The sequence below is a fragment of the Streptomyces sp. RKAG290 genome, assembly GCF_023701695.1.
Lineage (GTDB): Bacteria > Actinomycetota > Actinomycetes > Streptomycetales > Streptomycetaceae > Streptomyces.
On record NZ_JAJOZC010000001.1, the window covers coordinates 1,127,068 to 1,151,152 of the forward strand.

19 protein-coding genes and 2 pseudogenes are annotated in these 24,085 nt (G+C 72.3%); 6 read left to right on the forward strand and 15 right to left on the reverse strand.

What is annotated here, in order from left to right; translation table 11 throughout:
• Positions 1 to 4 precede the first annotated feature (4 nt).
• A complete protein-coding gene (locus LNW71_RS04825; protein ID WP_250967093.1) occupies positions 5 to 1,138 on the forward strand; it encodes an FAD-dependent monooxygenase in 1,134 nt (377 codons plus the stop codon).
• Positions 1,139 to 1,222: 84 nt separating this feature from the next.
• On the opposite strand, the gene LNW71_RS04830 is transcribed toward LNW71_RS04825, so the two are convergent.
• Together LNW71_RS04830 and LNW71_RS04835 are read right to left on the reverse strand one after the other, a co-directional pair.
• Complete coding sequence (locus LNW71_RS04830; protein ID WP_250967094.1) at positions 1,223 to 1,624, reverse strand: RidA family protein; 402 nt, start codon at positions 1,622 to 1,624, stop codon at positions 1,223 to 1,225.
• Entirely contained in the window at positions 1,621 to 2,748 is a 1,128-nt protein-coding gene (locus LNW71_RS04835) for an acyl-CoA dehydrogenase family protein (RefSeq protein ID WP_250967095.1), read from the reverse strand. The genes LNW71_RS04830 and LNW71_RS04835 overlap by 4 nt, the downstream gene beginning before the upstream one ends.
• A gap of 147 nt (positions 2,749 to 2,895) precedes the next feature.
• On the opposite strand from LNW71_RS04835, the gene LNW71_RS04840 reads away from it, so the two are divergent.
• Genes LNW71_RS04840 through LNW71_RS04855 form a run of 4 tightly spaced genes read left to right on the forward strand, consistent with a single transcriptional unit; the run spans position 2,896 to position 6,654 of the window.
• A complete protein-coding gene (locus tag LNW71_RS04840; RefSeq protein WP_250967096.1) occupies positions 2,896 to 4,542 on the forward strand; it encodes an AMP-binding protein in 1,647 nt (548 codons plus the stop codon).
• Positions 4,543 to 4,546: 4 nt separating this feature from the next.
• Positions 4,547 to 5,362, forward strand: a complete 816-nt coding sequence (locus LNW71_RS04845) for a PaaX family transcriptional regulator C-terminal domain-containing protein (RefSeq protein ID WP_250967097.1) — start codon at positions 4,547 to 4,549, stop codon at positions 5,360 to 5,362.
• 43 nt (positions 5,363 to 5,405) lie between these two features.
• On the forward strand, positions 5,406 to 6,233 hold the full coding sequence (locus LNW71_RS04850; RefSeq protein WP_250967098.1) for a GNAT family N-acetyltransferase: 828 nt from the start codon (positions 5,406 to 5,408) through the stop codon (positions 6,231 to 6,233).
• Positions 6,226 to 6,654: a hypothetical protein gene (locus LNW71_RS04855; protein ID WP_250967099.1), complete on the forward strand. Its 429-nt coding sequence runs from the start codon at positions 6,226 to 6,228 to the stop codon at positions 6,652 to 6,654. Before LNW71_RS04850 ends, LNW71_RS04855 begins: the two co-directional genes overlap by 8 nt.
• On the opposite strand, the gene LNW71_RS04860 is transcribed toward LNW71_RS04855, so the two are convergent.
• Both LNW71_RS04860 and LNW71_RS04865 read right to left on the reverse strand, forming a co-directional pair.
• The gene (locus LNW71_RS04860) at positions 6,641 to 9,004 is read right to left on the reverse strand and encodes a bifunctional salicylyl-CoA 5-hydroxylase/oxidoreductase (protein WP_250967100.1); all 2,364 of its coding nucleotides are present in this window, start codon (positions 9,002 to 9,004) and stop codon (positions 6,641 to 6,643) included. The two genes, LNW71_RS04855 and LNW71_RS04860, sit on opposite strands and share 14 nt — an antisense overlap.
• 4 nt (positions 9,005 to 9,008) lie before the next feature.
• Positions 9,009 to 9,836, reverse strand: a complete 828-nt coding sequence (locus tag LNW71_RS04865; RefSeq protein ID WP_250967101.1) for an enoyl-CoA hydratase family protein — start codon at positions 9,834 to 9,836, stop codon at positions 9,009 to 9,011.
• 223 nt (positions 9,837 to 10,059) lie between these two features.
• Between LNW71_RS04865 and LNW71_RS04870 the strand changes: the two are divergent.
• A pseudogene (locus tag LNW71_RS04870) lies at positions 10,060 to 10,476 on the forward strand (ATP-binding protein); the annotation flags it as partial.
• Positions 10,477 to 10,507: 31 nt separating this feature from the next.
• Here LNW71_RS04870 and LNW71_RS04875 read toward each other — a convergent pair.
• The 11 genes and pseudogenes from LNW71_RS04875 to LNW71_RS04925 form a co-directional block, all read right to left on the reverse strand.
• Positions 10,508 to 11,935 (reverse strand): amino acid permease, encoded by a 1,428-nt coding sequence (locus LNW71_RS04875; protein WP_250967102.1) that lies wholly within the window; start codon positions 11,933 to 11,935, stop codon positions 10,508 to 10,510.
• Between the two features lie 181 nt (positions 11,936 to 12,116).
• Positions 12,117 to 13,121 (reverse strand): ornithine carbamoyltransferase, encoded by a 1,005-nt coding sequence (gene argF, locus LNW71_RS04880; protein WP_250967103.1) that lies wholly within the window; start codon positions 13,119 to 13,121, stop codon positions 12,117 to 12,119.
• Between the two features lie 129 nt (positions 13,122 to 13,250).
• A complete protein-coding gene (locus tag LNW71_RS04885; protein ID WP_250967104.1) occupies positions 13,251 to 14,483 on the reverse strand; it encodes an arginine deiminase in 1,233 nt (410 codons plus the stop codon).
• 101 nt (positions 14,484 to 14,584) lie between these two features.
• A complete protein-coding gene (locus LNW71_RS04890; RefSeq protein WP_250967105.1) occupies positions 14,585 to 17,161 on the reverse strand; it encodes a polynucleotide kinase-phosphatase in 2,577 nt (858 codons plus the stop codon).
• Positions 17,158 to 18,633 carry a 3' terminal RNA ribose 2'-O-methyltransferase Hen1 gene (locus tag LNW71_RS04895; protein ID WP_250967106.1) on the reverse strand — a complete coding sequence of 492 codons (1,476 nt, stop codon included), beginning with the start codon at positions 18,631 to 18,633 and terminating at the stop codon, positions 17,158 to 17,160. Before LNW71_RS04895 ends, LNW71_RS04890 begins: the two co-directional genes overlap by 4 nt.
• 43 nt (positions 18,634 to 18,676) lie before the next feature.
• Positions 18,677 to 19,663 carry a homocysteine S-methyltransferase gene (mmuM, locus tag LNW71_RS04900; RefSeq protein ID WP_250967107.1) on the reverse strand — a complete coding sequence of 329 codons (987 nt, stop codon included), beginning with the start codon at positions 19,661 to 19,663 and terminating at the stop codon, positions 18,677 to 18,679.
• A 14-nt stretch (positions 19,664 to 19,677) separates the two neighbouring features.
• Positions 19,678 to 20,601, reverse strand: a complete 924-nt coding sequence (locus LNW71_RS04905; protein WP_250967108.1) for an LLM class F420-dependent oxidoreductase — start codon at positions 20,599 to 20,601, stop codon at positions 19,678 to 19,680.
• Positions 20,602 to 20,858: 257 nt separating this feature from the next.
• Positions 20,859 to 21,392 (reverse strand): DUF6099 family protein, encoded by a 534-nt coding sequence (locus LNW71_RS04910; protein WP_250967109.1) that lies wholly within the window; start codon positions 21,390 to 21,392, stop codon positions 20,859 to 20,861.
• Positions 21,393 to 21,517: 125 nt separating this feature from the next.
• Positions 21,518 to 21,877, reverse strand: coding sequence for a nucleotide pyrophosphohydrolase (locus tag LNW71_RS04915; protein WP_250967110.1), 360 nt, complete (start codon positions 21,875 to 21,877; stop codon positions 21,518 to 21,520).
• Positions 21,874 to 23,196 (reverse strand): annotated as a pseudogene (locus LNW71_RS04920) (ATP-binding protein). Before LNW71_RS04920 ends, LNW71_RS04915 begins: the two are co-directional and overlap by 4 nt.
• 433 nt (positions 23,197 to 23,629) lie before the next feature.
• Positions 23,630 to 24,028, reverse strand: a complete 399-nt coding sequence (locus LNW71_RS04925; RefSeq protein WP_250967111.1) for a cell division protein SepF — start codon at positions 24,026 to 24,028, stop codon at positions 23,630 to 23,632.
• Between the last annotated feature and the right edge of the window lie 57 nt (positions 24,029 to 24,085).

The window sequence follows — 24,085 nt, forward strand, 5'->3', positions numbered from 1 at the left end:
CGATATGGCAACACCACTGCGCGTCCTGATTCACGGCGGCGGCATCGGCGGGCTGACGCTCGCCACCGCCCTGGCCCGGCGCGGTCACACCGTCGAGGTCGCCGAACTCCGCGACGAGCTCGACGCCCTGGGCGTCGGCATCATCCAGCCGTCCAACGCGCTGCACGTCATGCGGGAGATCGGGGTGCTCGACGACTGCCTCAAGGCGGGCTTCGAGTGGGAGATCCTGACCATCGCCGACCCGGCCGGCAACACCCTGGCGGAGATACCGCAGCCCCGGATGGGCGACGCGCCCTCCAACAACGGCATTCCCCGCCCGGCGCTGGCCCAGGTGCTCGGCGCCGCCGCCACGGCCGCCGGGGCCACCATCCGCTTCGGCGCCACCGTTGCCGGGCTCACGGACGACGGCGAGGGCGTGGACGTCACCCTGTCCGACGGCTCGTCCGGCCGCTGGGACCTGGTGGTCGGCTTCGACGGCATCGGCTCGCCCCTGCGCACCCGGCTCTACGGCGACCGCTACACCCCGCAGTACACCGGCTTCGCCAACTGGCGGGTCACCGTGCCCCGTCAGGCACAGGTCAAGGGCGTCGTCATGGGCACCGCGGGCCAGGCGGCCAAGGCACTGCTCACGCCGATCACGAACGAACTCATGTACCTGGGCGCGGTGTTCGCCGAGGAGGCGGACTTCCGTCCCGACCCGGAGAAGGCCCACGCGCAGCTGAAGGAGCGGCTGCCGATGTTCTCCGGCCCGGTCGCCGAGGCGCTCGCCGCGGTCACCGGACCGGAAGCGGTGGTGTACTCGCGGATCTCCCAGGTGACCGTCGAGGAGCCGTGGCACGTCGGCCGGGTGGTCCTGGCCGGTGACGCCGCGCACGCCAGCACCCCGCACATCGCGCAGGGTGCGGCGATGGCCGTGGAGGACGCGCTGGTGCTCGCCCAGTCGCTGGACGACGAGGCGGACGTCGCCGCCGCGCTCGACGCCTGGGAGGCGCGCCGCCGTCCCCGCGCCATGTGGGTGCAGGCGATGTCGCGTGCCGTGCTCAAGCAGGAGACGGGCGGGGAGACGACGCCCGAGGAGGACGAGCTGCTGAAGATCGGCATCCCGGGTGCGGCGCACTTCCTGGTGCGGCCCTACTGATCCGACGGCGGCCGGCGCCGCCCTGGACGCCTCGTACGGCCCCGGCTTCCGGGACCGTACGAGGCGTTGACCGTCTCCGCCCGGTCAGGGCAGGACCGCCACCCCGTCGATCTCGACGAGCGCCTGTTCGTCCCAGAGCCGCGCCGCTCCGATGACGGCCATGGCGGGGTAGTCGCGGCCCGCCAGTCGGCGCCAGATCCGTCCCAGTTCCGCGGCGTTGGCGCGGTAGTCGGCGACATCGGTGGCGTAGACCGTGACCCGGGCCAGGTCGGCCGGGGCGCCGCCGGCCGCACGCAGCGCGGTGAACAGGTTGGTCAGGGCGGTGGCGAACTGCTCGGGCAGGGTGGTTCCGATGATGTCGCCCTGCTGGTCGAGTGCGGTCTGCCCGGCCAGGAAGACCAGTTGGCTCCCGGTGGCCGTGACCGCGTGCGAGAAGCCGGCCGGCGGTGAGAGTTCGGCGGGGTTGATCCGGTGGATCGGGCTCATGCGGACGGCTCCCGGTTCGCGTACAGCTCCTTGGCGATGATGGTGCGCTGGACCTCGCTGGCGCCCTCGTAGATCCGCGGGGCCCGGACCTCACGGTAGAGGTGTTCGAGCAGATGGCCCCGGCGCAGGGCGCGGGCGCCGTGCAGTTGGACGGCCGTGTCCACGACGTACTGCGCGGTCTCCGTCGCGTACAGCTTCGCCATGGCGGCGCGCCGCGGTACGCCGGGCTCCCCCGCGTCGTACGCCGCGGCGGCCGCGTACACCAGCAGCCGGGCGGCCTCGGTGCGGGTGGCCATCTCGGCGACCTGGTGGGCGACGGCCTGGAGGTCTTTCAGCGCCCCGCCGAACGCGGTGCGCTCCGCGGTGTGGCCGACCGTGGCGTCGAGGGCGGCGCGGGCCATGCCGACCGCGAAGGCGCCGACGCTGGGCCGGAACAGGTTGAGGGTGTTCATGGCGACCCGGAAGCCCCGGTCCGGCTCGCCGAGCACGTCGTCGGGCGTGACCGGTACGCCGTCGAAGGCGAGGGTGCCGATGGGGTGCGGGGAGAGCATGTCGAGGGACGACCCGGTCAGCCCCGGCCGGTCGGCGGGGACCAGGAACGCGGTGACTCCGCGGGCTCCGGCGCCTTGCGTCGTGCGGGCGAAGACGGTGTAGAAGTCGGCCTCGGGGGCGTTGGAGATCCAGCACTTCTCGCCGGTCAGCCGCCAGCCGTCCGGCGCGTGGACGGCGTCGAGCGCGAGGGCCGCGGCATCCGACCCCGCCCCCGGCTCGCTGAGCGCGAAGGCGGCGACGGCACGGCCGGCCCGGACTTCGGGCAGCCAGCGCTCGCGGTGGGCCGGGGTGCCCGCCTGGACCACGGGGTACGTACCGAGCCCCTGGAGCGCCAGCGCGGTCTCGGCCTCCGTGCAGCCCCGGGCCAGGGATTCACGCAGCAGACAGAGGTCCAGGGCGCCGGAACCGAGCATCCGGTCCAGCAGGCCGAGCTCACCGAGTGCGGCGACCAGCGGGCGGTTGACGTGGCCCGGCTCGCCCTTCTCCGCGAGCGGGCGCAGCCGCTCCTCGGCAAGGGTGCGCAGTTCCTCGCACCAGGCGGTCTGTGCCGGATCGAGCGAGAATGCCGTCATACCGGCGCCTCTCTGGTCGGAGTCCCGTCGGTTGCCCTGCGTGTGCCGTGCCGTCGCGCCTTGCCTCATCGTCCCCGTTTTATCGCGGACCGTTGACTACCGTCACTCAAACGATACGCTCCAGAGGCGACAAGGGGGCGATCCTTCATGGACCCGAACACCTCAGCGCACATCGACAGCTTTGCCAGGGAACATCTGCCACCCGCGGACCAGTGGCCGGAACTGGTCTTCGACCTGCCCGAGCTGCACTACCCGGACCGGCTCAACTGCGCCGCCGAGCTGCTGGACCGTACGGCGGAGCGCTTCGGGCCCGACCGGCCCGCCTTCCGTACGCCCGACGGCACGGTGATCGGTTACGGGGAGCTGCGCGACCGGGTGGACCGGTTCGCCCATGTCCTCACCTCGGACCTGGGGGTCGTGCCCGGCAACCGCGTGCTGCTGCGCGGCCCCACCACGCCCGATCTCGCCGCCTGCTGGCTGGCGGTGCTGAAGGCCGGCGCGATCGCCGTCACCGTACTGGCCCAGCAGCGGGCCGCCGAACTCGCCACGATCTGCTCGATCGCCCGGATCAGCCACGCGCTGTGCGACGTCCGGTCGGTCGAGGACCTGGCGAAGGCGCAGGTACCGGGGCTGCGGATCACCGCGTACGGCGGCGACGCCCCGGACGACCTGCTGCGGCTGGCCGCTGCCAGACCGGGCCCGTACCGGGCCGTGGACACCGCCGCGGACGATGTCGCGCTGATCGCCTTCACCTCGGGCACCACCGGCCGCCCCAAGGGCTGCATGCACCTGCACCGCGATGTCCTGGCCATTGCCGACACCTTCTCGCGGCACATCCTGCGGCCGGAGCCCGACGACGTGTTCGCCGGCAGCCCGCCGCTCGGCTTCACCTTCGGACTCGGCGGGCTGGTGGTGTTCCCGCTGCGGGCCGGCGCCTCGGCGCTGCTGCTGGAACAGGCCGGTCCCAAGCAGCTGCTGCCGGCCCTCGCCGCGCACCGCGTCTCGGTGCTCTTCACCGCTCCCACCGCTTACCGCGTGATGCTCGACCGGCTCGACGAGTTCGACCTCTCCGCCCTGCGCCGCTGCGTGTCGGCGGGTGAGAACCTGCCGGTCGCGACCTGGCAGTCCTGGCACGAGCGGACCGGGCTTCGCATCATCAACGGCATCGGCGCCACCGAGCTGCTGCACATCTTCGTCTCCGCGGCCGACGGGGCGATCCGCCCCGGCACCACCGGCGTCCCGGTGCCCGGCTGGCAGGCGCGGGTGGTGGACCGGGACGGCGCACCCGTGCAGGACGGCGAGCCGGGTCTGCTCGCCGTCCGCGGCCCGGTCGGCTGCCGCTACCTCGCCGACGAACGACAGCGGGAGTACGTCCGGCACGGCTGGAACCTCACCGGCGACACGTACGTGCGCGACGCGGACGGCTACTTCCACTACGTGGCGCGCGCCGACGACATGATCATCTCCTCGGGCTACAACATCGCGGGCCCCGAGGTCGAGGACGCCCTGCTGCGCCACCCCGAGGTGGCGGAGGCCGCGGTGGTGGGCCGGGCGGACGAGCTGCGCGGCCGGATCGTGGCGGCCTACGTGGTGCTGCGGGAGGGCTCCACGCTCTCGGCCGACGCGCTGCGCACCTTCATGAGGACGGAGCTGGCCCCGCACAAGTGCCCCCGTCTCATCACGTTCCTGCCCGCACTCCCCCGGACGGCCACCGGCAAACTGCAGCGGTTCCGGCTCCGGGAGGACGAGGGCTGCGAAGACGGTGCCGCCGCCGTCCCGCCGGGCCGAGAATGATCACATGGCCGAACCGCACACACCCCGCTCGCTGATCGTCACCCTCTACGGTGCCTACGGCCGGACCCCCGGCGACGCCCCGCTCCCGGTGTCCGGGCTCATCCGGCTGCTGGGTGCCGTGGGCGTGGAGGCCCCTGCCGTCCGGTCCTCCGTCTCCCGGCTGAAGCGGCGCGGCCTGCTCGTAGCGGCCCGCACGGCGGACGGAGCGGCCGGGTACGCGCTCTCGGCCGACGCCCGCCAGCTGCTCGACGACGGTGACCGGCGGATCTACCGGCACCCGGCGCCCCGGCTCACCGACGGCTGGGTGCTCGCCGTGTTCTCCGTACCGGAGGCCGAACGCCACAAGCGGCACCTGCTGCGCTCGCGGCTGTCGCGGCTGGGCTTCGGCACGGCCGCGCCCGGTGTCTGGATCGCCCCGGCGGGGCTGTACGACGAGACCCGGCACACGCTGGAGCGGCTGGAGCTCGCCCCCTACGTCGACCTGTTCCGCGGCGACCACCTCGGCTTCGCCGCCACCGGGGAGTCGGTGGCGCGCTGGTGGGACCTCGCGGCCGTCGCCCGGCTGCACCACGACTTCCTGGAGCGCCACGAGCCGGTGCTGCGGGCCTGGGAGGCGCGGGGGGACGAGGCACCCGATCCGGAGCACGCCTACCGGGACTACCTGACCGCACTGGACTCCTGGCGCCAGGTGCCGTACGCGGACCCGGGACTGCCGCCGGAACTGCTGCCCGGGGGATGGCCCGGCGGCCGGTCGGCCGAGGTGTTCGGGCTGCTGCACGAGCGGCTGCGGGACGCGGGGGCGGAGTTCGCAGGCGGTTAATGCGCGTGCCCCGGAGGCGGTGCGCCCGGCAGAATGCGGGTGCATGACCTGGACCTTCACCGACGACGTCGACGCCTTCCTCGACGCGGCCGGCACCTCGCTCGCCGCCAGGCCGGCCGAGCACACCCTTGTGCTGACCGTCACCGCGACCCTGCGGCGGCACGGCCCGCACGCCTTCACCGAGCACGCCCCGGTACTGGGCTGGTGGCGCGGTGCCGACGGCAAGGTGGCGGGGACGCTCGTGCGGACACCGCCCCGGCCGGCGCTGCTCCACGGCATCGTGCCGGAAGCGGTCGCTCCGCTGATGGCCGCTCTCCCGCTCACCGGCATCAACGCGGACCGTCCCACGGCCGAGGCGGTGGCGGCCCACTGGCCGGGGTTCCGCGTCGACGAGGAGCAACGCCTCTACCGGCTGGGCGACTTGGTCCCGCCGTCGCCCGCCCCCGGCGGCCGGCCGCGGGCGGCGACGCCGGCGGACCGGGACCTGCTGCTGCGGTGGTATCCGCAGTTCACCGCCGACGTCGGCCTGCCCCCCGGCCACCCCGAGCGTGCGGTGGCCGAGCGCACCGCCGAGGGCCGGCTGACGCTCTGGGAGGACGGGGGCGTCCCCGTGTCGATGGCGGGCGTCTCGCCGCGGCTGGCCGGCGCGGTGCGGGTCGCTCCGGTCTACACCCCGCCGGAGCACCGCGGCCGGGGCTACGCGGCGGCGGTGACGGCGGCGGTGAGCCGCGCGGCCCGGGAGTCGGGCGCGGACGAGGTGCCGCTCTTCACCGACCTGGCGAACGCGACCAGCAACGGCGTCTACACCCGGATCGGCTACCGGGCGGTCACCGACCGGCTGCTGATCAGTGCGGCGGCCGCTGGTGGATGAGGCTCCCGGGCCGGTCTGGCTGGTCGCGGCGAACGTGGTGCGGTGGCGGCGGTACGGGGAACTCGGGCCGGAGCTGCGGCCCGGCACGAAGGCGTTCCGGGGCGGGGCGAAGGTCTACGTCGTCGGCACCTACCCCGGCATGGCGCACGAGCAGCTGACCGCGGTGGGCCACGGCCGGCACACCGGCCGTTGGATCACCATAGACACCGGGACCCGGCATCTGCACACCTTCCGGGCCCAGTTGGTGTACAGCCCGGCGGTGCTGAAGCGGTGCGGCGCCGAGCCGCGCACCCGTGGGGAGGCCGAGGAACTGGCCGCGCTGCTGGAGCGGCTCGCGCGCCACGGACGGCACCACCATCACGCCGCCCCGCACCCCGATCCCTGCCGCTGCCACGAGTGCCTGCCGCTCAGCCCAGGGTGAGCCGTGGTTTCGGCGCGTCCGTGCGGCCCGTCGGCGGGGTACGGCTGCCCGCGCGGTACGGCAGCGGCCAGGGTGCGCCAGGGCCGGCGTAGCCCTGTTCGGCTGCCGCGTGCAGGGTCCAGTGCGGGTCGTACAGATGCGGGCGGGCCAGGGCGCAGAGGTCGGAACGTCCGGCCAGCAGGAGGGAATTGACGTCATCCCAGGAGGAGATGGCACCGACCGCGATGACGGGCACGCACAGGGTGTTGCGGATCCGGTCGGCGTACGGGGTCTGGTAGGAGCGCCCGTACTCGGGCCGTTCCCCGGGGACGACCTGGCCGGTGGAGACGTCGATGGCGTCGGCGCCGTGCGCGACGAACGCGCGGGCGATCTCGATGGCGTCCTCGGCCGTCGTGCCGCCCTCGGCCCAGTCCGTGGCGGAGATCCGGACGGTCATCGGCCGGTCGTCCGGCCACCGGTCGCGGACCGCGTCGAAGACCTCCAGCGGGAAGCGGAGCCGGTTCGACAGCGATCCGCCGTACCCGTCGGTGCGCTGGTTGGTGAGCGGGGAGAGGAAGCCGGAGAGCAGATAGCCGTGGGCGCAGTGGAGTTCCAGGAGGTCGAACCCGCAGGCGTCGGCGCGCCCGGCGGCGTCCGCGAACTGCTCGCGCACGGCGTCGAGGCCGGCCCGGTCCAAGGCGTGCGGGACCTGGTTGACGCCTTGCTCGTACGGGATCGGGGAGGCTGCCACGAGTGGCCAGTTGCCCTCGTCGAGCGGCTGGTCGATGCCGTCCCACATCAGTCGGGTGGAGCCCTTGCGGCCGGAGTGGCCGAGCTGGATGCCGATGGCGGTGCCGGGCGATCCGGTGTGCACGAAGTCGGTGATCCGCCTCCAGGCCTCGGCCTGCGCCGAGGTGTAGAGACCGGTGCAGCCGGGGGTGATGCGGCCCTCGGGGCTCACGCAGACCATTTCCGTCATGACGAGCCCGGCGCCGCCGAGCGCCCTGGCCCCGAGGTGGACGAGGTGGAAGTCAGCGGGGACACCGTCGGTGGCCGAGTACATGTCCATCGGTGAGACGACGACGCGGTTGCGCAGCTCCAGTCCGCGCAGCCGCAGCGGGGTGAACATCGGCGGGGTGCCGGGCGGGCAGCCGAACTCCTCCTCCACGGCCGCGGCGAAAGCGGTGTCGCGCAGTCGCAGGTTGTCGTGGGTGACGCGGCGGCTGCGGGTGAGGAGGTTGAACGCGAACTGGCGGGGCGGCTGGTCGACGTACGTACCCAGCTCCTCGAACCAGCGCAGGCTGGCGGCGGCGGCCCGCTGGGTGGATTCGACGACGGGGCGGCGCTCGTGCTCGTACGCGGCGAGGGCGGCTGCCAGGTCCGGCTGCTCCTCGATGCAGGCGGCGAGCGCGAGGGCGTCCTCGACGGCGAGTTTGGTGCCGGAGCCGATGGAGAAGTGCGCGGTGTGGGCGGCGTCGCCGATGAGGACCGTGTTGCCGTGCGACCAGTGGGCGTTGACGACGGTACTGAAGGTGAGCCAGGAGGAGTTGTTGGAGCGCAGCGGCCGGTTGCCGAGCGCGCCGGCGAAGATCTTGGCGCAGTGCCGGGTCGACTCGTCCGCGTCGCAGGTGTCGAAGCCGGCCGCCCGCCAGACCTCTTCGCGCATCTCCACGATGACGGTCGAGGCGCCGGTCCCGTCCGGCGGCCCGAGTGGCCCCGCCGGGCGGGAGAACGGGTAGGCGTGCAGCTGCATCACGCCGTACGCGGTCTCGGCGGTCTCGAAGCGGAAGGCGTCCAGGGCGAAGTCGGCGGCGAGCCAGATGTAGCGGCAGCGGTGGGTGGTGAGGCGGGGTCCGAAGCTGTCCGCGTGGGCGGTGCGGGTGGGGCTGTGCACGCCGTCGGCGGCGATCACCAGGTCGTGGGAGGCGGCGAGTTCGGCGGCGGGCGGTGCCTCCTCACGGAAGCGGAGCCGTACCCCGAGCGAGGCGCAGCGCTCGTGCAGGATCTCCAGCAGCCGGCGGCGGCCGAGCGCCGCGAAGCCGTGGCCGCCGGAGGTCTGGGTGTGGCCGCGGTGGACGATGTCGATGTCGTCCCACCGGACGAACTCCTGCTGGAGTGCGCGGTGGACCGTGGGGTCGGCGTGCTCGATGCCGCCGAGGGTCTCGTCGGAGAGCACGACGCCGAAGCCGAAGGTGTCGTCGGGGGCGTTGCGCTCCCAGAGGGTGATCTCGCGCTCCGGCCCCAGCCGCTTGAGCAGCGCCGCGGCGTACAGCCCGCCGGGGCCGCCGCCGATGACCGCGATGCGGCGCAGGGCGGGCTTGGTGAGGCCGGGGTGCGGGTCCTCGGTGTGCGGGTTCCCGGGGGCCGTCATCGCGCTACCGGCCCTGCCACTTCGGCGGCCGCTTCTCGGTGAAGGCAGCGTGGAACTCGGCGTAGTCCTCGCCGTGCATCAGCAGGGCCTGCGTGGCGGCGTCGAGCTCCACGGCGGCGGCCAGCGGCATGTCGAGTTCGGCGGTGAGCAGCGCCTTGGTCTGGGCGAGGGCGAGCGCGGGGCCGTCGGCGAGGCGGCGGGCGAGCTCCGCGGCCCGCTCGTCGGCCCGGCCCTCGTCGGCCAGCTCGCTGATCAGCCCGATGCGCTCGGCCTCGGGCGCGCGGACGGGTTCGCCGAGCATCAGCAGCCGGGTGGCGTGCCCGAGACCCACCACCCGTGGCAGCAGGTAGGCGGCGCCCATGTCACCGCCGGAGAGTCCGACCCGGGTGAAGAGGAACGCGAACCGGGCCGACGGGTCGGCGACCCGGAAGTCCGCCGCCAGTGCGAGGACGGCGCCCGCTCCCGCGGCGACGCCGTGCACGGCGGCGACGACCGGGAAGGGGCATTCGCGCAGGGCCCGCACGACCTGGCCGGTCATCCGGTTGAAGTCCAGCAGCTGGGCGGTGTCCATCGCGAGGGTGGCGCCGATGATCTCGTCCACATCGCCGCCGGAGCAGAACCCGCGCCCCTCACCGGCCAGCACCAGGGCCCGCACGGAGCGCTCACGGGACAGCTCGGCCAGGAGGTCGCGCAGATCCGCGTAGGCGCCGAAGGTGAGCGCGTTGAGTTTCTCGGGGCGGGCGAGCGTGACGGTGGCGACACCGTCCTGCGTCGTGACCCGGAGGTGGCGCCAGTTCTCCGTACGTGGTGCGGAGCTGGGAAACGGACTCATGGAGGGTGATCCCCTTCAGCCGTCGGGCTGCTGCGTGCTCCGAATTTATCACTCGCGCGTGACTTCCGTCAGGAGAACGCGATAAGCGGAGCGTGAGGCCGTAGTGACGAACGTCCCCTTCGTGCCGGTCGACAGCCCCTTGCCCGTGTCGTGTGGCTTCGTATGGTTGAAGGCAAGAAGTAATGAACCCCGAACTTCTTGGCCTCTCGAACGGAAACCCACCGTGCCGCCCGATGTCCCCGCTCCCGCCTCCTGGCGAGTCGCACTGCCGCACTCGGCTGCGGCCGTGCCGATCGCCCGCGCCCTGATCCGTACGGCGCTGGCGGACATCGACGACGCCCCGGCCGACAGCGACACCGCCGAACTGCTCACCGCCGAGCTCGTGGCCAACGCGGTGGAGCACACTCCCGGTGACGAGCCCATCGAGCTGGTGGTGGAGCTGCTGCCGACCGGCTGCCAGGTCGAGGTGCACGACCGCGATCCCGCCCCGCCGGGCGATCTCTCCCGCCCCGGGCCGGGCAGCGAGCCGGACCCCTGGCAGGAGCACGGCCGCGGGCTGCTGCTGATCCGCACCCTCAGCTCGTCCTGCGGTCACCGCACGACGGAGCACGGCAAGGCGGTGTGGTTCACCCTGCCGTCGCCCGCGCCCCCGCGGACTGACCGGACGTCGGTCAGCCGGCGGTCGGGCCCGCCAGCCGCGACCGGCTGCGGCCGTAGCAGGCGTACACCACCGCGCCGACCGCCAGGAACACCGCGAACTGCACCCAGGTCGCCCAGCCGGTCCCGTACATGAGGTAGACGCAGAAGCCGACGCCGAGCAGCGGGCTGAACGGGTAGAGCGGAACCCGGAAGGAGCCCTTCACCTCGGGGTTGCGGCGGCGCAGCACGATCACGGCGATGTTGACCGCGACCATGGTGGCGAGTGTCCCGATGGTCGTCAGGTTGACCACCACGTCGAGCGACGAGAAGGCCGCGGGTACGGCGAAGACGGCGGCCACGATCCAGGTGTTGGCGACCGGCGTCGAGGTCCGCGGCGAGATCCGCTCGAAGACCCGCGGGATCAGGCCGTCGCGCGACATGGACATGAGAATGCGGGTCTGCCCGTACATCACCGCGAGGACGACCGAGGCGATGGCGACGACCGCCCCGAAGGCGATGATCCCGCCGCCGACCGTCGAGTCGGTGACCTGGTTGACGATCAGCGAGAGCGCGGCCGGCTTGTCGGAGACCGCGTCCGGGCCCAGGGCGCCGATGGCGGCGAGTGCCACCGCGCAGTAGAGCAGGGTGACCAGCCCGATGCAGATCATGATCGCCAGCGGGATGTTCCGCCGGGGGTTCTTGACCTCCTCGCCCGCGGTGGTGATGGCGTCGAACCCGATGTACGAGAAGAACGCCAGCGACGCCCCCGCGGTGACACCGCCCGCGCCGTGGGCCGCGAACGGGGTCAGGTTGCCGTGCTCGAAGGCGGTGAAGGCGATCACGCAGAACATGATCAGGATGGTGATCTTGAGGATGGCCATCGCGGCCGTGGCCCCCGCGCTCTCCCGGATGCCGCGCACCAGCAGGGTGGCGGCCATCATGACCACGATGACCGCGGGGAGGTTGATCACGCCGCCGTCACCGGGTCCCGAGGAGACCGCAGCGGGCAGCTGCCAGCCGAAGATGCTGTTGAGCAGCTCGTTGACGTACTGGCTCCAGCCCACCGCCACGGCGGACACCGACACGCCGTACTCCAGGAGCAGGCACCAGCCGACGAGGAAGGCGACGCGTTCGCCGAGAGTGGCGTAGGCGAAGGAGTACGAGCTGCCGGAGACCGGGACCGCGCTGCCCAGCTCGGCGAACGAGAAGGCGGTGAAGATGCAGGTGACCGCGGCCAGCACGAAGGAGAGCACGACAGCGGGTCCGGCCTCGGCGACGCTGTCCGAGAGGCCGACGAAGATGCCGGTGCCCACGACGGCGCCGACTCCGAAGCACACCAGCTGGAAGAGCCCCATGGTGCGCTTGAGGCCGTGCCCCTCCAGGTCGGCGCCCGACTCGGCGATCAGCTGGTGGGGGTCCTTGACGCGGTGCGGCGGGCCGGGCAGGCGCAGGGGGCTCACGGCGTTGATCTCATCTCTGGTGGCACGTGGGGGGACTGTGCACCCCGGAGGCGTGGGGGCCGGGGGCGCACACGAAAATGGGGTTCGAGCGTGCGAGCCCGAACCCCACCAACGAGGACCATAATAGGCACCCGTGCGCATGTTCACCCAATTGGGCGTATGAACATGTGGTACGACCGTGTCAGCGCCCGCCCAGCGTGGCCACCAGGACGGCCTTGATCGTGTGCATCCGGTTCTCCGCCTCGTCGAAGACGAGGGAGTGCTCGGACTCGAAGACCTCGTCGCTGACCTCCAGCTCGGTCAGACCGTGCCGGGCGTGGATCTCCCGCCCCACCTTGGTCCCGAGGTCGTGGTAGGCGGGCAGGCAGTGCAGGAACTTCACGTCGGCGTTCCCGCTGGCCCGCAGGACGTCCATGGTGACGGCGTACGGCGCGAGGAGGGGGATGCGCTCGTCCCAGACCTCCTTGGGCTCACCCATCGAGACCCAGACGTCGGTGGCGACGAAGTCGGCGCCGCGCACCCCCTCGGCGACGTCCTCGGTCAGCGTGACGGCCGCCCCGCTGACCTCGGCGAGCTTGTGGGCCTGCGCGACGACCTCGTCGGCGGGCCAGTAGACCTTCGGCGCGACGATCCGCACGTCCATGCCCAGCAGGGCTCCGGTGACCAGGTAGGAGTTGCCCATGTTGAACCGGGCGTCACCGAGGTAGGCGAAGGTGATCCGCTCCAGCGGCTTCTCGCTGTGCTCGGTCATCGTGAGGAAGTCGGCGAGCATCTGGGTGGGGTGCCAGTCGTCGGTGAGTCCGTTGAAGACCGGCACTCCGGCGTACGCCGCCAGCGCCTCGACGGACTCCTGACTGTCACCGCGGTACTCGATCCCGTCAAACATCCGGCCGAGGACCCGGGCGGTGTCCCGCACGGACTCCTTGTGCCCCATCTGGGACCCGGTGGGGTCGAGGTACGTCGTGGACGCACCCTGGTCGGCGGCGGCCACCTCGAAGGCGCACCGGGTCCGGGTCGAGGTCTTCTCGAAGATCAGTGCGATGTTCCGGCCACGCAGCCGCTGCACCTCGGCCCCCGCCTTCTTCGCCGCCTTGAGCTCGGCAGCCAGGTCGATCAGGCCGCGGAACTCCTCGGCCGTGAAGTCCAGCTCCTTGATGAAGTGGCGGCCTGCGAGGTCTATGGCCATGGTGACTGCTCCTGGGTCGGGCGGGGGGACGCATGCGGAAGTCCTGGAAGTCTATACGACGCTATGCATCGCTATACAGGGTGCTTCCCATAGTTCCGCCACTCCCCCGAGGGGGCGCGCCCCGTCCGGTCACACCGGGTCCCGGACCACCGGACAGCTCATGCAGCGGGGCCCGCCGCGCCCCCGGCCCAGTTCGCTGCCGCGGATCTCGATGACCTCGATGCCCTCTTTGCGCAGGTGGGTGTTGGTGGTGGCGTTGCGCTCGTAGGCCACCACGACTCCCGGTTCGACGGCCAGGACGTTGCAGCCGTCGTCCCACTGCTCGCGCTCGGCGGCGTGCACGTCCTGGGTGGCGGTGAGGACCCGGATCGAGTCCAGACCCAGCGCCTCCGCGATGGCCCGGTGCATGTGCTCCGGCGGATGGTCGGTGACCTTGAGGTCTCGCGGGCCGTCCCCGGGCTCGATGGTGTACGAGCGGAGCATGCCCAGGCCCGCGTACTTGGTGAAGGTGTCCCCGTCGACCATCGTCATCACCGTGTCTAGGTGCATGAACGCCCGGCTCTTGGGCATGTCGAGCGCCACGATCGTGTGCGCGGACCCGGCGTCGAAGAGTCCGCGGGCCAGCATCTCCACCGCCTGCGGGGTGGTGCGCTCGCTCATCCCGATGAGGACGGCGCCCCTGCCGATCACCAGGACGTCGCCGCCCTCGATGGTGGAGGGGTAGTCGTCCTGGCCCTCCGACCAGTGGTGGAAGACGCCCGCCTCGGGGCCGGTGAAGAGGGGGTGGTGCCGGTAGATCGCCTCGAAGTGAACGGTCTCGCGCTGCCGGGCCGGCCAGCGCATGGCGTTGATGGAGACCCCGTCGTAGATCCAGGCCGAGGTGTCGCGGGTGAAGAGGTGGTTGGGCAGCGGCCCGAGCAGGAAGTCGTCCAGGTCCATGACGTGGAAGCGGACCGAGGTCGGCTCGTTGTGCCGCTCCAGGAACTCCCGTTTGGTCATCCCGCCGACCAGCGCCTCGCAGAGTTCGGTGGTGGAGAGTTCCTCGAAGGCGGCCCGCAGATGCTCGGTGGCGAGCGGGCCGTACTCCTTCTCCTCGAAGACCCGGTCCAGCACGAGCCGCCGGGCCACCGGGATCTCCAGGGACTCGCGGAGCAGATCGCCGAAGAGGTGCACCTCCACACCGCGGTCGCGCAGCACGTCCGCGAAGCCGTCGTGCTCCTGGCGGGCCCGGCGCACCCAGAGCACGTCGTCGAAGAGCAACGCGTCCTTGTTGCTCGGGGTGAGGCGTTTCAGTTCCAGATCGGGGCGGTGCAGGATGACGCGGCGCAGCCGCCCGGCCTCGGAGTCGACATGGAATCCCATGCCCACATCCTCACCGCGTGGAGCACCGTTCACCCGGCGAATCGCCAGCCGGTTCTGCCGGCGGCCCGGGACCCGCCCCGGTCCCGGGCCGCCGAAGGCCCCTACAGCCGCGGGTCCACCGGCTCCGACTCCAGCGCCAGCACCGCGAACACCGCCTCGTGGACCCGCCACAGCGGCTCACCCTCGGCCAGCCGGTCCAGGGCTTCGAGGCCCAGCGCGTACTCGCGCAGGGCGAGCGAGCGCTTGTGGCCCAGGAACCGGCCGCGCAGCCTGTCCAGGTTCTCCGGACGGGTGTACTCGGGCCCGTAGATGATCCGCAGGTACTCCCGGCCGCGCACCTTGATGCCGGGCTGGACCAGCCTGCCCTTGCCGTCCCTGACCAGGGCGCCGAGCGGCTTGACGACCATGCCCTCGCCGCCGCGGCCGGTCATCTCCAGCCACCAGTCGACGCCGGAGCGGACCGAGGCCTCGTCGGCGGTGTCGACGACGAGCCGCCGGGTGACCTGGAGCAGCCCCGTGGGGTCGTGCTCCACCAGCCGGTCCAGCCAGGCCAGCTGCTCGTCATGGGGTACGGAGGCGAGCGAGCGGCCCTGCACGGCGAGGATCTGGAACGGTGCCAGGCGCACCCCGTCCAGCCCCTCGGTGCTCCAGCAGTAGCGGCGGTAGGCCTCGGTGAACGCCGCCGCGTCCTCGGCCCGGCCCTGCTGCCGGTCCGCGAGCGCGCCGACGTCGACGCCGCGCTCCGCTGCCGCCGCGAGAGCCTTGGTGGCCGCGGGCAGCACCGCGCCCGAGGCGGCGCCGACCGCCGCGTACTGCGAGCGGAGCAGTCCGGCCGCCTTGAGGGACCAGGGCATCAACTCGGCGTCGAGAAGCACCCAGTCGGTGTCCCATTCCTCCCACAGCCCGGCGGCGGTGACCGCCGCGCGCAGCCGGCCGAGGACGACCTCGGTGAGCGCGGCATCGTCCAGGAACGGGCGTCCCGTACGGGTGTGCAGGGCTCCCGTCGGGCCTCCGCCGCTCTCGGACGAGCCCCCCGTGCCGAAGCGTTCCCGTGCGGCTTCCGCGTCCCGGCAGACCAGGGCCACGGCCCGCGAGCCCATGTGCTTCTCCTCGCACACGACCTTGCCGACGCCGTCCGCCCGGTACTGCGCGAACGCCTCCGCCGGGTGCTCCAGGTACCCCTCCTCGTGCGAGGTGGCCGTCGGCGCCATGGTCGGCGGGAGGTAGGCGAGCAGCTGCGGGTCGATGGCGAACCGGCTCATGACCTCGAGCGCGGCCGCCGCGTTCTCCTCGCGCACTGCGACGCGGCCCATGTGCCGGGTCTCCACGATCCGGCGGCCCTGCACATCGGCGAGGTCCAGCGGACGGCCCTCACGGCCGCCCGGCGCCTCGGTGGTCAGCGGCTTCACCGGCTCGTACCAGACCTGCTCGGCCGGCACGTCGACGAGCTCGCGCTCCGGCCAGCGCAGCGCGGTCATCTTCCCGCCGAAGACCGCTCCGGTGTCCAGGCAGAGCGTGTTGTTGACCCAGGAGGTGGTGGGTACGGGGGTGTGGCCGTAGACGACGGCGGCACGGCCCCGGTAGTCCTCCGCCCACGGGTAGCGCACCGGAAGGCCGAACTCGTCGGTCTCCCCGGTGGTGTCGCCGTACAGCGCGTGCGAGCGGACCCGTCCGGAGGTGCGCCCGTGGTACTTCTCGGGCAGACCGGCGTGGCAGACGACCAGCCGGCCGCCGTCCAGCACGTAGTGGCTGACGAGCCCGTCGATGAACGCCTTGACCTGTTCCCGGAACTCCGGTCCCTCGGCGTCCTCGCGCTCCAGCTGCTCGATGGTCTCCGCGAGTCCGTGGGTCTGCTGGACCTTGCGGCCCTTGAGGTAGCGGCCGAGCTTGTTCTCGTGGTTGCCGGGAACACACAGTGCGTTGCCGTCCGACACCATGGACATGACGCGGCGCAGCACCCCGGGACTGTCCGGGCCGCGGTCGACGAGGTCGCCGACGAAGACCGCCGTGCGCCCTTCGGGGTGCGCCCCGTCCAGGTAGCCGAGCTTGCCGAGCAGGGTCTCCAGCTCGGAGCTGCAGCCGTGGATGTCGCCGATGATGTCGAAGGGACCGGTGAGGTGTCGGAGGTCGTTGTAGCGGCGCTCCCGCACCACTTCGGCGCGCTCGGCCTCCTCCTCGGTGCGCAGGATGTGGACCTTGCGGAAGCCCTCGCGCTCCAGGCCGCGCAGCGAACGGCGCAGCTCGCGGCGGTGGCGCTGGACGACGTGGCGGGGCATGTCGGCCCTGTCCGGGCGGGCCGCGTTGCGGGCGAGGCAGACCTCCTCGGGCAGGTCGAGGACGATGGCGATGGGCAGCACGTCGTGCTCACGTGCCAGCTGTACGAGCTGACGGCGGCTCTCGGGCTGGACGTTCGTCGCGTCGACGACGGTCAGCCGCCCGGCGGCCAGGCGCTTTCCCGCGATGTAGTGCAGGACGTCGAAGGCGTCCCGGCTGGCGCTCTGGTCGTTCTCGTCGTCGGCGACGAGGCCCCGGCAGAAGTCCGAGGAGACGATCTCGGTCGGCTTGAAGTGCCTGCGGGCGAAAGTGGACTTGCCCGATCCGCTCGCTCCGACGAGGACCACGAGGGAGAGGTCGGTCACCGGCAGGGTGCGCGTGGTGCTGTCACTGGTACTGCTCATGCGGCTTTCGCCTCCTTCTCGGTCTCGTCGGCTGCGGTCAGGGTGAACACGGCCAGCTGGGTGGGCGGCCCCACCTCCGGGTCGTCGGGGCCCACCGGCACGAACTCCACCCCGTACCCGTGCCGGCGGGCCACTTCGCCCGCCCAGTCCCGGAACTCGGCCCGGGTCCACTCGAAGCGGTGGTCGCCGTGCCGGGCGCGCCCTGCCGGGAGCGTCTCCCAGCGGACGTTGTACTCGACGTTCGGCGTGGTCACCAGCACCGTGCGGGGGCGGGCCGAACCGAACACCGCGTATTCGAGCGCGGGCAGCCGCGGCAGGTCGAGGTGCTCGATGACCTCGCTCAGCACTGCCGCGTCGTAGCCCTTGAGCCGTTTGTCGGTGTACGTGAGCGAGCCCTGCTGGAGCGTGACGCGGGCGGCCTGCCGCTCCCCCATCCGGTCCAGCTTCAGCCGGCGCGAGGCGATGGTGAGGGCACGCATCGAGACGTCGACTCCGACGATCTCGGTGAAGCGCACATCCTTCAGCAGCGCCTGCACCAACTGGCCCTGGCCGCAGCCGAGGTCGAGCACCCTGGCCGCCCCGGCACTGCCCAGCGCGGCCAGGATCGCGGTCCGCCGCTGTTCGGCGAGCGGCACCGGCCGTTCCTCGGTGTCGGTCGACTCGTCGACGGCGTTGTCGATGCTCTCGACGTCGAGGTCGTCGGACTCGGCGAGGCGCACCAGCTCCAGCCGCTCCATCGCCTGCCGGGTCAGGCTCCAGCGCCGGGACAGATAACGACTGGTGATCAGCTTCTGCTCGGGGTGTTCGGCCAGCCAGCCCTCGCCGGCCCGCAGCAGCTTGTCCACCTCGTCCGGCGCCACCCAGTAGTGCTTGGCGTCGTCGAGTACCGGCAGCAGGACGTACAGCTGGCGCAGCGCGTCCACCAGCCGCAACTCCCCTTCCAGCACGAGCGTCACGTACCGCGAGTCCCCCCACTCGGGGAACTGCTCGTCCAGGGGTACGGCCACCGCGTCCACCCGCGTCCAGCCGAGCGGCCCGAAGAGCTTGCGCACCAGCTCGGCACCACCCCGGGCCGGCAGCACGGGCACCTCGATCCGCAGCGGCAACGGAGCCTCGGCCCGCTCGGGCATCGCCTTGCAGGTGCCGCTCAGCGCGGACTTGAAGACGGTGCTCATCGCGACCGACAGCAGCGAGGAGGCGGCGTAGGGGCGGTCGTTGACGTATTGGGCCAGCGCCGCGTCCGGGGCGCCGCCCCGACCCTTGCCCTTGCCCCGCCGCACCAGGGCCACGGGATCGACCTCCAGCAGCAGCGCCGCCGTGCAACGCTCCGCGGACGCCTCTGGGTAGAAGACGTGGGCGGTGCCGTGGGAGGTGGAGAACGACTGCGCCTTCTCGGGATGCTTGTGCAGCAGGAAGCCGAGATCGGTGGCGGGTCGTTCCGGGGTGCCGGTTGTACTGATCGTCAGGAACACGCGTCCGAGTATGGCCCGGTTCACTCCCTCTCACCAGGCAATTTCACTCCGTCTCCGGCTCGCCCTCCCCTCCTTCCAGGCCGTGCGCCCCCGGCGGCCGGAGCAGTACGGCCAGTTCTGCGATGGTGGCCGGACCGACCCGGCAGCAGCCGCCGACCAGCCGCGCACCGTCGGCCTGCCAGCCCCGGACCCGGCCGGGCTCGAACGTGACGCCACCGGTCCAGCCCCGCCCTTCGGCATCCCAGCGTTCGCCGCTGTTCGGATAGACGACGACGGGCTTGCCGGTCACCTCCGCCGCCGTCCGGACCGCCCGGTCCGCGTCCGCCGGATCGCAGCAGTTCACCCCGACCGCCACCACGCCCTCGCGCCCCGCGGCAAGGCCGAACGCCTCCTCCAGCGGCTGTCCCGCCCGGGTCTGCGAGCCCGCCACGGTGTAGGAGAGCCAGACAGGCAGTCCGCATTCCTCCGCCACCCGCAGCAGCGCCTGCGCCTCATCGGTGTCCGGCACCGTCTCCAGCGCCAGCACATCGGGGCCGGCGGCGGCCAGCGCCTCGATCCTGGGGCGGTGGAAGCGCTCCAGCTCCCGGACCGAGAGCCCGTAGCGCCCCCGGTACTCGGCCCCGTCCGCGGTCACCGCCCCGTACGGGCCGACCGACGCCGCGACCCACACATCCCGCTGCACCGCACCGGCCGCCCGCCGGGCCAGCCCGACGCTGCGGGCGAACAGAGCGGCCGCCTCCGCCCGCCCGGTCCCGCGCCGCCCGAATCCCTCGAAGCTCGCCTGGTAGCTGGCGGTGATGAGCACCTGCGCACCCGCCCGCACATAGGCCGTGTGCGCCGCCTCGATCTGCCCGGGTCCGTCGGCGAGCAGCCGGGCGGACCACAGCGCGTCGGACAGATCGCAGCCCTGCGCCTCCAGTTGGTTGGAGAGGCCGCCGTCGAGCAGGACCGTACCGGCGGCGAGGGCTGCGGCGAGCGGGCGGGACGGCCTCCCGGCGGAGGACGGGACGGGCTCGTGGGCGGGTGGCACAGGCGCTCCTGATCTCAGGTGAGCTGGGACTGGACCTTCGACGAGATCAGTTCCAGGTGATCGAGGTCGTCGAGATCAAGCACCTGGAGGTAGATCCGCGATGCCCCGATGGCTTCGAACCGGCCGATCTTGTCGACCACTTCGGCGGGCGAGCCCGCCAGCCCGTTCGCCTTGAGCTCCGCGACGTCACGCCCGATGACGGCGGCACGGCGCGCCACCTCGGCGTCGTCCTTGCCGACGCAGACGATCAGGGCGTTGGAGTACACCAGGTCGTCCGGTGCCCGGCCCGCGGTCACGGCCGCTTCCCTGACCCGGCCGAACTGCTTCTCGCTGTCCTCCAGCGAGGCGAACGGGATGTTGAACTCGTCGGCGTACTGGGCGGCCAGTCGCGGCGTGCGCTTCGCGCCGTGCCCCCCGATCAGTACCGGCACCTTGGCCTGCGCCGGCTTGGGCAGCGCGGGCGAGTCGGTGAGCTGATAGTAGGTGCCGTCGTAACTGAACGTCTTGCCGACCTCGGTCGACCACAGCCCCGTGACGATCGCCAGCTGTTCCTCGAGCCGGGCGAGCCTGTCCTGGGGGAACGGGATGCCGTACGCCTTGTGCTCATCCTCGAACCAGCCTGCACCCAGGCCGAGTTCGACGCGGCCGCCGGACATCTGGTCGACCTGGGCCACCTGGATGGCCAGTACGCCGGGGAGCCGGAAGGTCCCCGCAGTCATCAGTGTGCCGAGGCGGATGCGCTTGGTCTCGCGCGCCAGCCCGGCCAGCGTGATCCATGCGTCCGTCGGGCCCGGGAGTCCGTCCCCCTGCCCCATCTGCAGATAGTGGTCGGAGCGGTAGAAGGCGTCAAAGCCCAGGTCCTCGGCCGCCTTGGCGACGCTGAGCAGCGTGTCGTAGCTCGCCCCTTGCTGGGGCTCGGTGAAGATTCGAAGATCCATGCATCCATCCTGCACCGTTCCCCGCCGGTGTGCATGGATGAGCCCGGACCCGCCGGCTCCTTCCTGCCATGTCCCCTGCCGGCAAGTCCCGAAGGGGGTTGGATGCGGCGCGTCGCCGTACTGCGGCGTGCCCCCGAGCTCTCGCCCCGCCGCCCGCCGCTGCGTCCGGGTCATCAGGGACGGCAGGTCATCCGGGTCGGTGGGTCATACGAGTTGGTGGGTCATCCTGGAGCGCGGTCATCCGGGATGGCGGGCTCTCACAGCCGGCCTGCGGCGGGACCCGGTCCATGGAGGACGCCGTGGGGGCCGTCCCGCTCCCTGCCGCGTTCCAGATCCTGCTGACGTTCGCGGTCCCGTTCGTCGAGCAGCCGGAGCATTCCGTGGACCCGGTCCGTCGACTCGTCGGCGGCGTCGATCGCCTCCATGCACTGCCAGTACAGGCTCTGCTCGTCGGTCTCGCACGCCACTCCGACCAGCGCTATCCCCACCTCCCCGAGGAGCGTGCCCAGACCGCTCAGTGCCGCGCGCGGATCGGCGACTTCGGAGAGCTGCGCCGCCCGGGCCACCCCGGCCCGCGCCGCCGGGTGGTCCAGCGCACCGTTACTTCTTCCGCCGATCTCGCTGAGCCCGCTCGCCTCGCCCCGTAACTCCTTGGGACCGCTCGCCGCCAGTCTGCTTCCGATCGCCTGCGCCAGCGCCTGAGCCTGCCAGGCCTCGGCGATGATGTCGGGCGTGCCCCTGCTCTGCGCCAGTGCCCGCCTGATGACTGCTACCAGCCGCTCCGCTTCCATGCGTTGCCCCCGTTCTGTACGAAAACCCGCTCACCTCTTTCATTACCCACAGTGAGGGTCGTGGTACCGAAACGCCAGAGGATTTCGGAAATCTGTGGACACCCCGTCGATTGTGCATAAGTTGATCACTCCGAAGAGTGACGATCAGGGGCATCGGTGCCCTTAGAAGCCGGGAAGCGCACCTCATTCCGCTCGATCTTGGCCGCCAGGGCAGTCAGCGGGTCGATGCCCAACACCTCGCAGAACTGCAGCAGATACGCGAGCACATCGGCGACCTCGTCCGACACCCGGTGCGCCGTACCGGGATCCTCCATCACCCGGGCCGACTGTTCGGGCGTCAGCCACTGGAAGATCTCCAGGAGTTCGGACGCCTCGACGCTCAGCGCCGCCGCCAGGTTCTTCGGGGTGTGGTACTGCTCCCAGTCGCGTGCGGCCGCGAAAGCCGCGAGCCGTCGCTGCAGTGTCTGTACGTCGAGTTCTGTCACGGCACAAGGTCTACCACCGCCGCTCCGGCCGTCCCGCGGGCCCGTGCGGCGCCTGCCTCCGTCACCGTGCCGAGCAGCCGGACATGACCTGCACCGGTCTCGGCGACCGCCGCGGCCAGCAGCTCGCGCGTCTGCCGGCAATCCAGGTCCCGGTCGAGTCCGTCGGCCAGCACCGTGCGGGTCCGCAGCGCCGAGGGCACCTCGGACGGGGCCTGTGACGGACCCACGCCGGGCCCTGCCAGAAGGGCCACGGCGAGTGCCAGGTAACGCAGTTCGCCGTCGCCGAGCCGTTCCAGCGCGGTGCCGCGTCCGTCGCCCCGGTCCACCACGGCACTGACGCGCCCGTCCGCGAGGCGCTCGACACCGATCCCGGTCACGGGCCGGGCGCAGCCCGCGTTCGCCAGCGCGACCAGCCGGGCGTGCCGTAGCCGGGACCGGGTCTGCGTACCGTGCAGCACCGACGCGAGGTTCCCGCAGTCGCGGCGCAGGAGGGAATCGCCCGGTGGCACGGGTGCCCGCATCCGATGAGACCGTGGTTCGCAGACGTGGACCGAACGCAGCGCGACCACCATCTGTTCGGCAGCGGCCAGCACCTGTAGCTGTCCGGCCCGCGACCCGCAGCGGCAGCAGCGCCGTACCCAGCCGGTCGTCCGGCAGCCGTTCGCGCGTCACCGGGACCTCGCCCGCGGTGTGCCAGGCCGCGTGGACCGCCGGGCGTCCCGGATCGCGCAGCGCGGTGCTGAGCAGGGTCTCCCCGGCCCTGGTCAGCCGCTCACCGACGATCCGGAGGGTGGGCTCGGCCTGGACGGCGAGGTCGAGTCGGACCGGTCCGGCCGGGCCGTCCGCCGTGCACCCGAGCCGGAATCCGCGCCGACCCTGCCGATCCGCCACGGCTCGTTCGGGCACGCACGCCGCCGGGTCCGGGAACACCTCGCCGAGCGTCGCGCCTGCCGCGAGTCCGGCCAGCGCCTCGTAGGCCCGCAGCACACTCGACCTGCCGCTGCCGGAGGGGCCGGCGAGAAGGGTGAGCGGGCCCACTGGCACGGCCGTGCCCCGGTGCCCCGCGAACGCGGAGAGCCGCAGCTCGGTCACGACGGGGCCGGCCGGCCGTCCCGCCCGCCGGGCGGTGCCGGTACGGTCCCGCAGCCCGGATCGACCGGAGGCGGACCCGGACCGGTCGGACCCGGACCGGTCGGACCCGGACACGCGGCCCGGCAGCCCCGCTCGTTCGGAGCCGGAGTCCGACACGCTGCCCGGCAGCGCATCTCGACGATCGTCTGACCCGGACACGCGACCCGGCAGCAGCCCGGCCCGAGCATCGCCGGGCTCGGACTCGGAATCGAAATCGGGCTCACGGGCCTCAGGGCAGGGTTCGGACATGCCCCGGACCGTACGCACGCGGCTCACTGGCGAACCGTTCCGCCGGATCGGCCGTCCTTCGATCGGGGTAAGCCGACGCCCGCCCGCATGGCGCACCCCCCACCGGGGTAGGCCGGGTGCGCGGACGTCGCGGGACCAGGCACGCAACCATCCGGACCGAATGCGGAACCGTCCCGGACCGAATGCGCAAACACCCTGGACCGAATGCGCAACCATCCGGACCAACTGCGCAAACACGCGGACCAAGTGCGCAAACACCCCGCACGGCGTGCCCAGACACCCCCGCACCGCGTGCGCCGGGACTCCCGCCGCACCCGTGCGATGCGGCTCGTGCGCCGCAACCCGTGCGCCGCAACCCGTGCGACGGGGCCCCTACGCCCCCGGCACGCCCGCCGCCGTCACGCCCTCGACCTCCATGCCGATGGGCGACAGCAGGAAGACGTTGCGGTCCACGCGGTGCATCCCGCTGCCCAGCCCGAAGACCACCCCGCTGGTGAAGTCCAGGATCCGCTTGGCCACATCGGGCTCGGCACTGGTCAGATCGAGCAGCACCGGAATCTGTCCGACCAGATACTCGGCGACCTCGCGCGCGTCCGCGAAGATCTGGACCCGCAGCACCACCATGCGCCGCTGTTCGGCGCTCTCCTGCTCCTCCGCGACCGTGCGGTGGTCCACCCGGGAGGGCCACTCGTTACGGCTGCGCAGCGGTACGACCTGGGCCAGTCCCTCCCACTGCTCGTCGGTGACGTCATACCTGTCGTACCTGCTCACCGGACCACCCCGTCTGTGCATCGGTTGGCGTTGCGCCGGCTGCGCTCTCTGTTCATC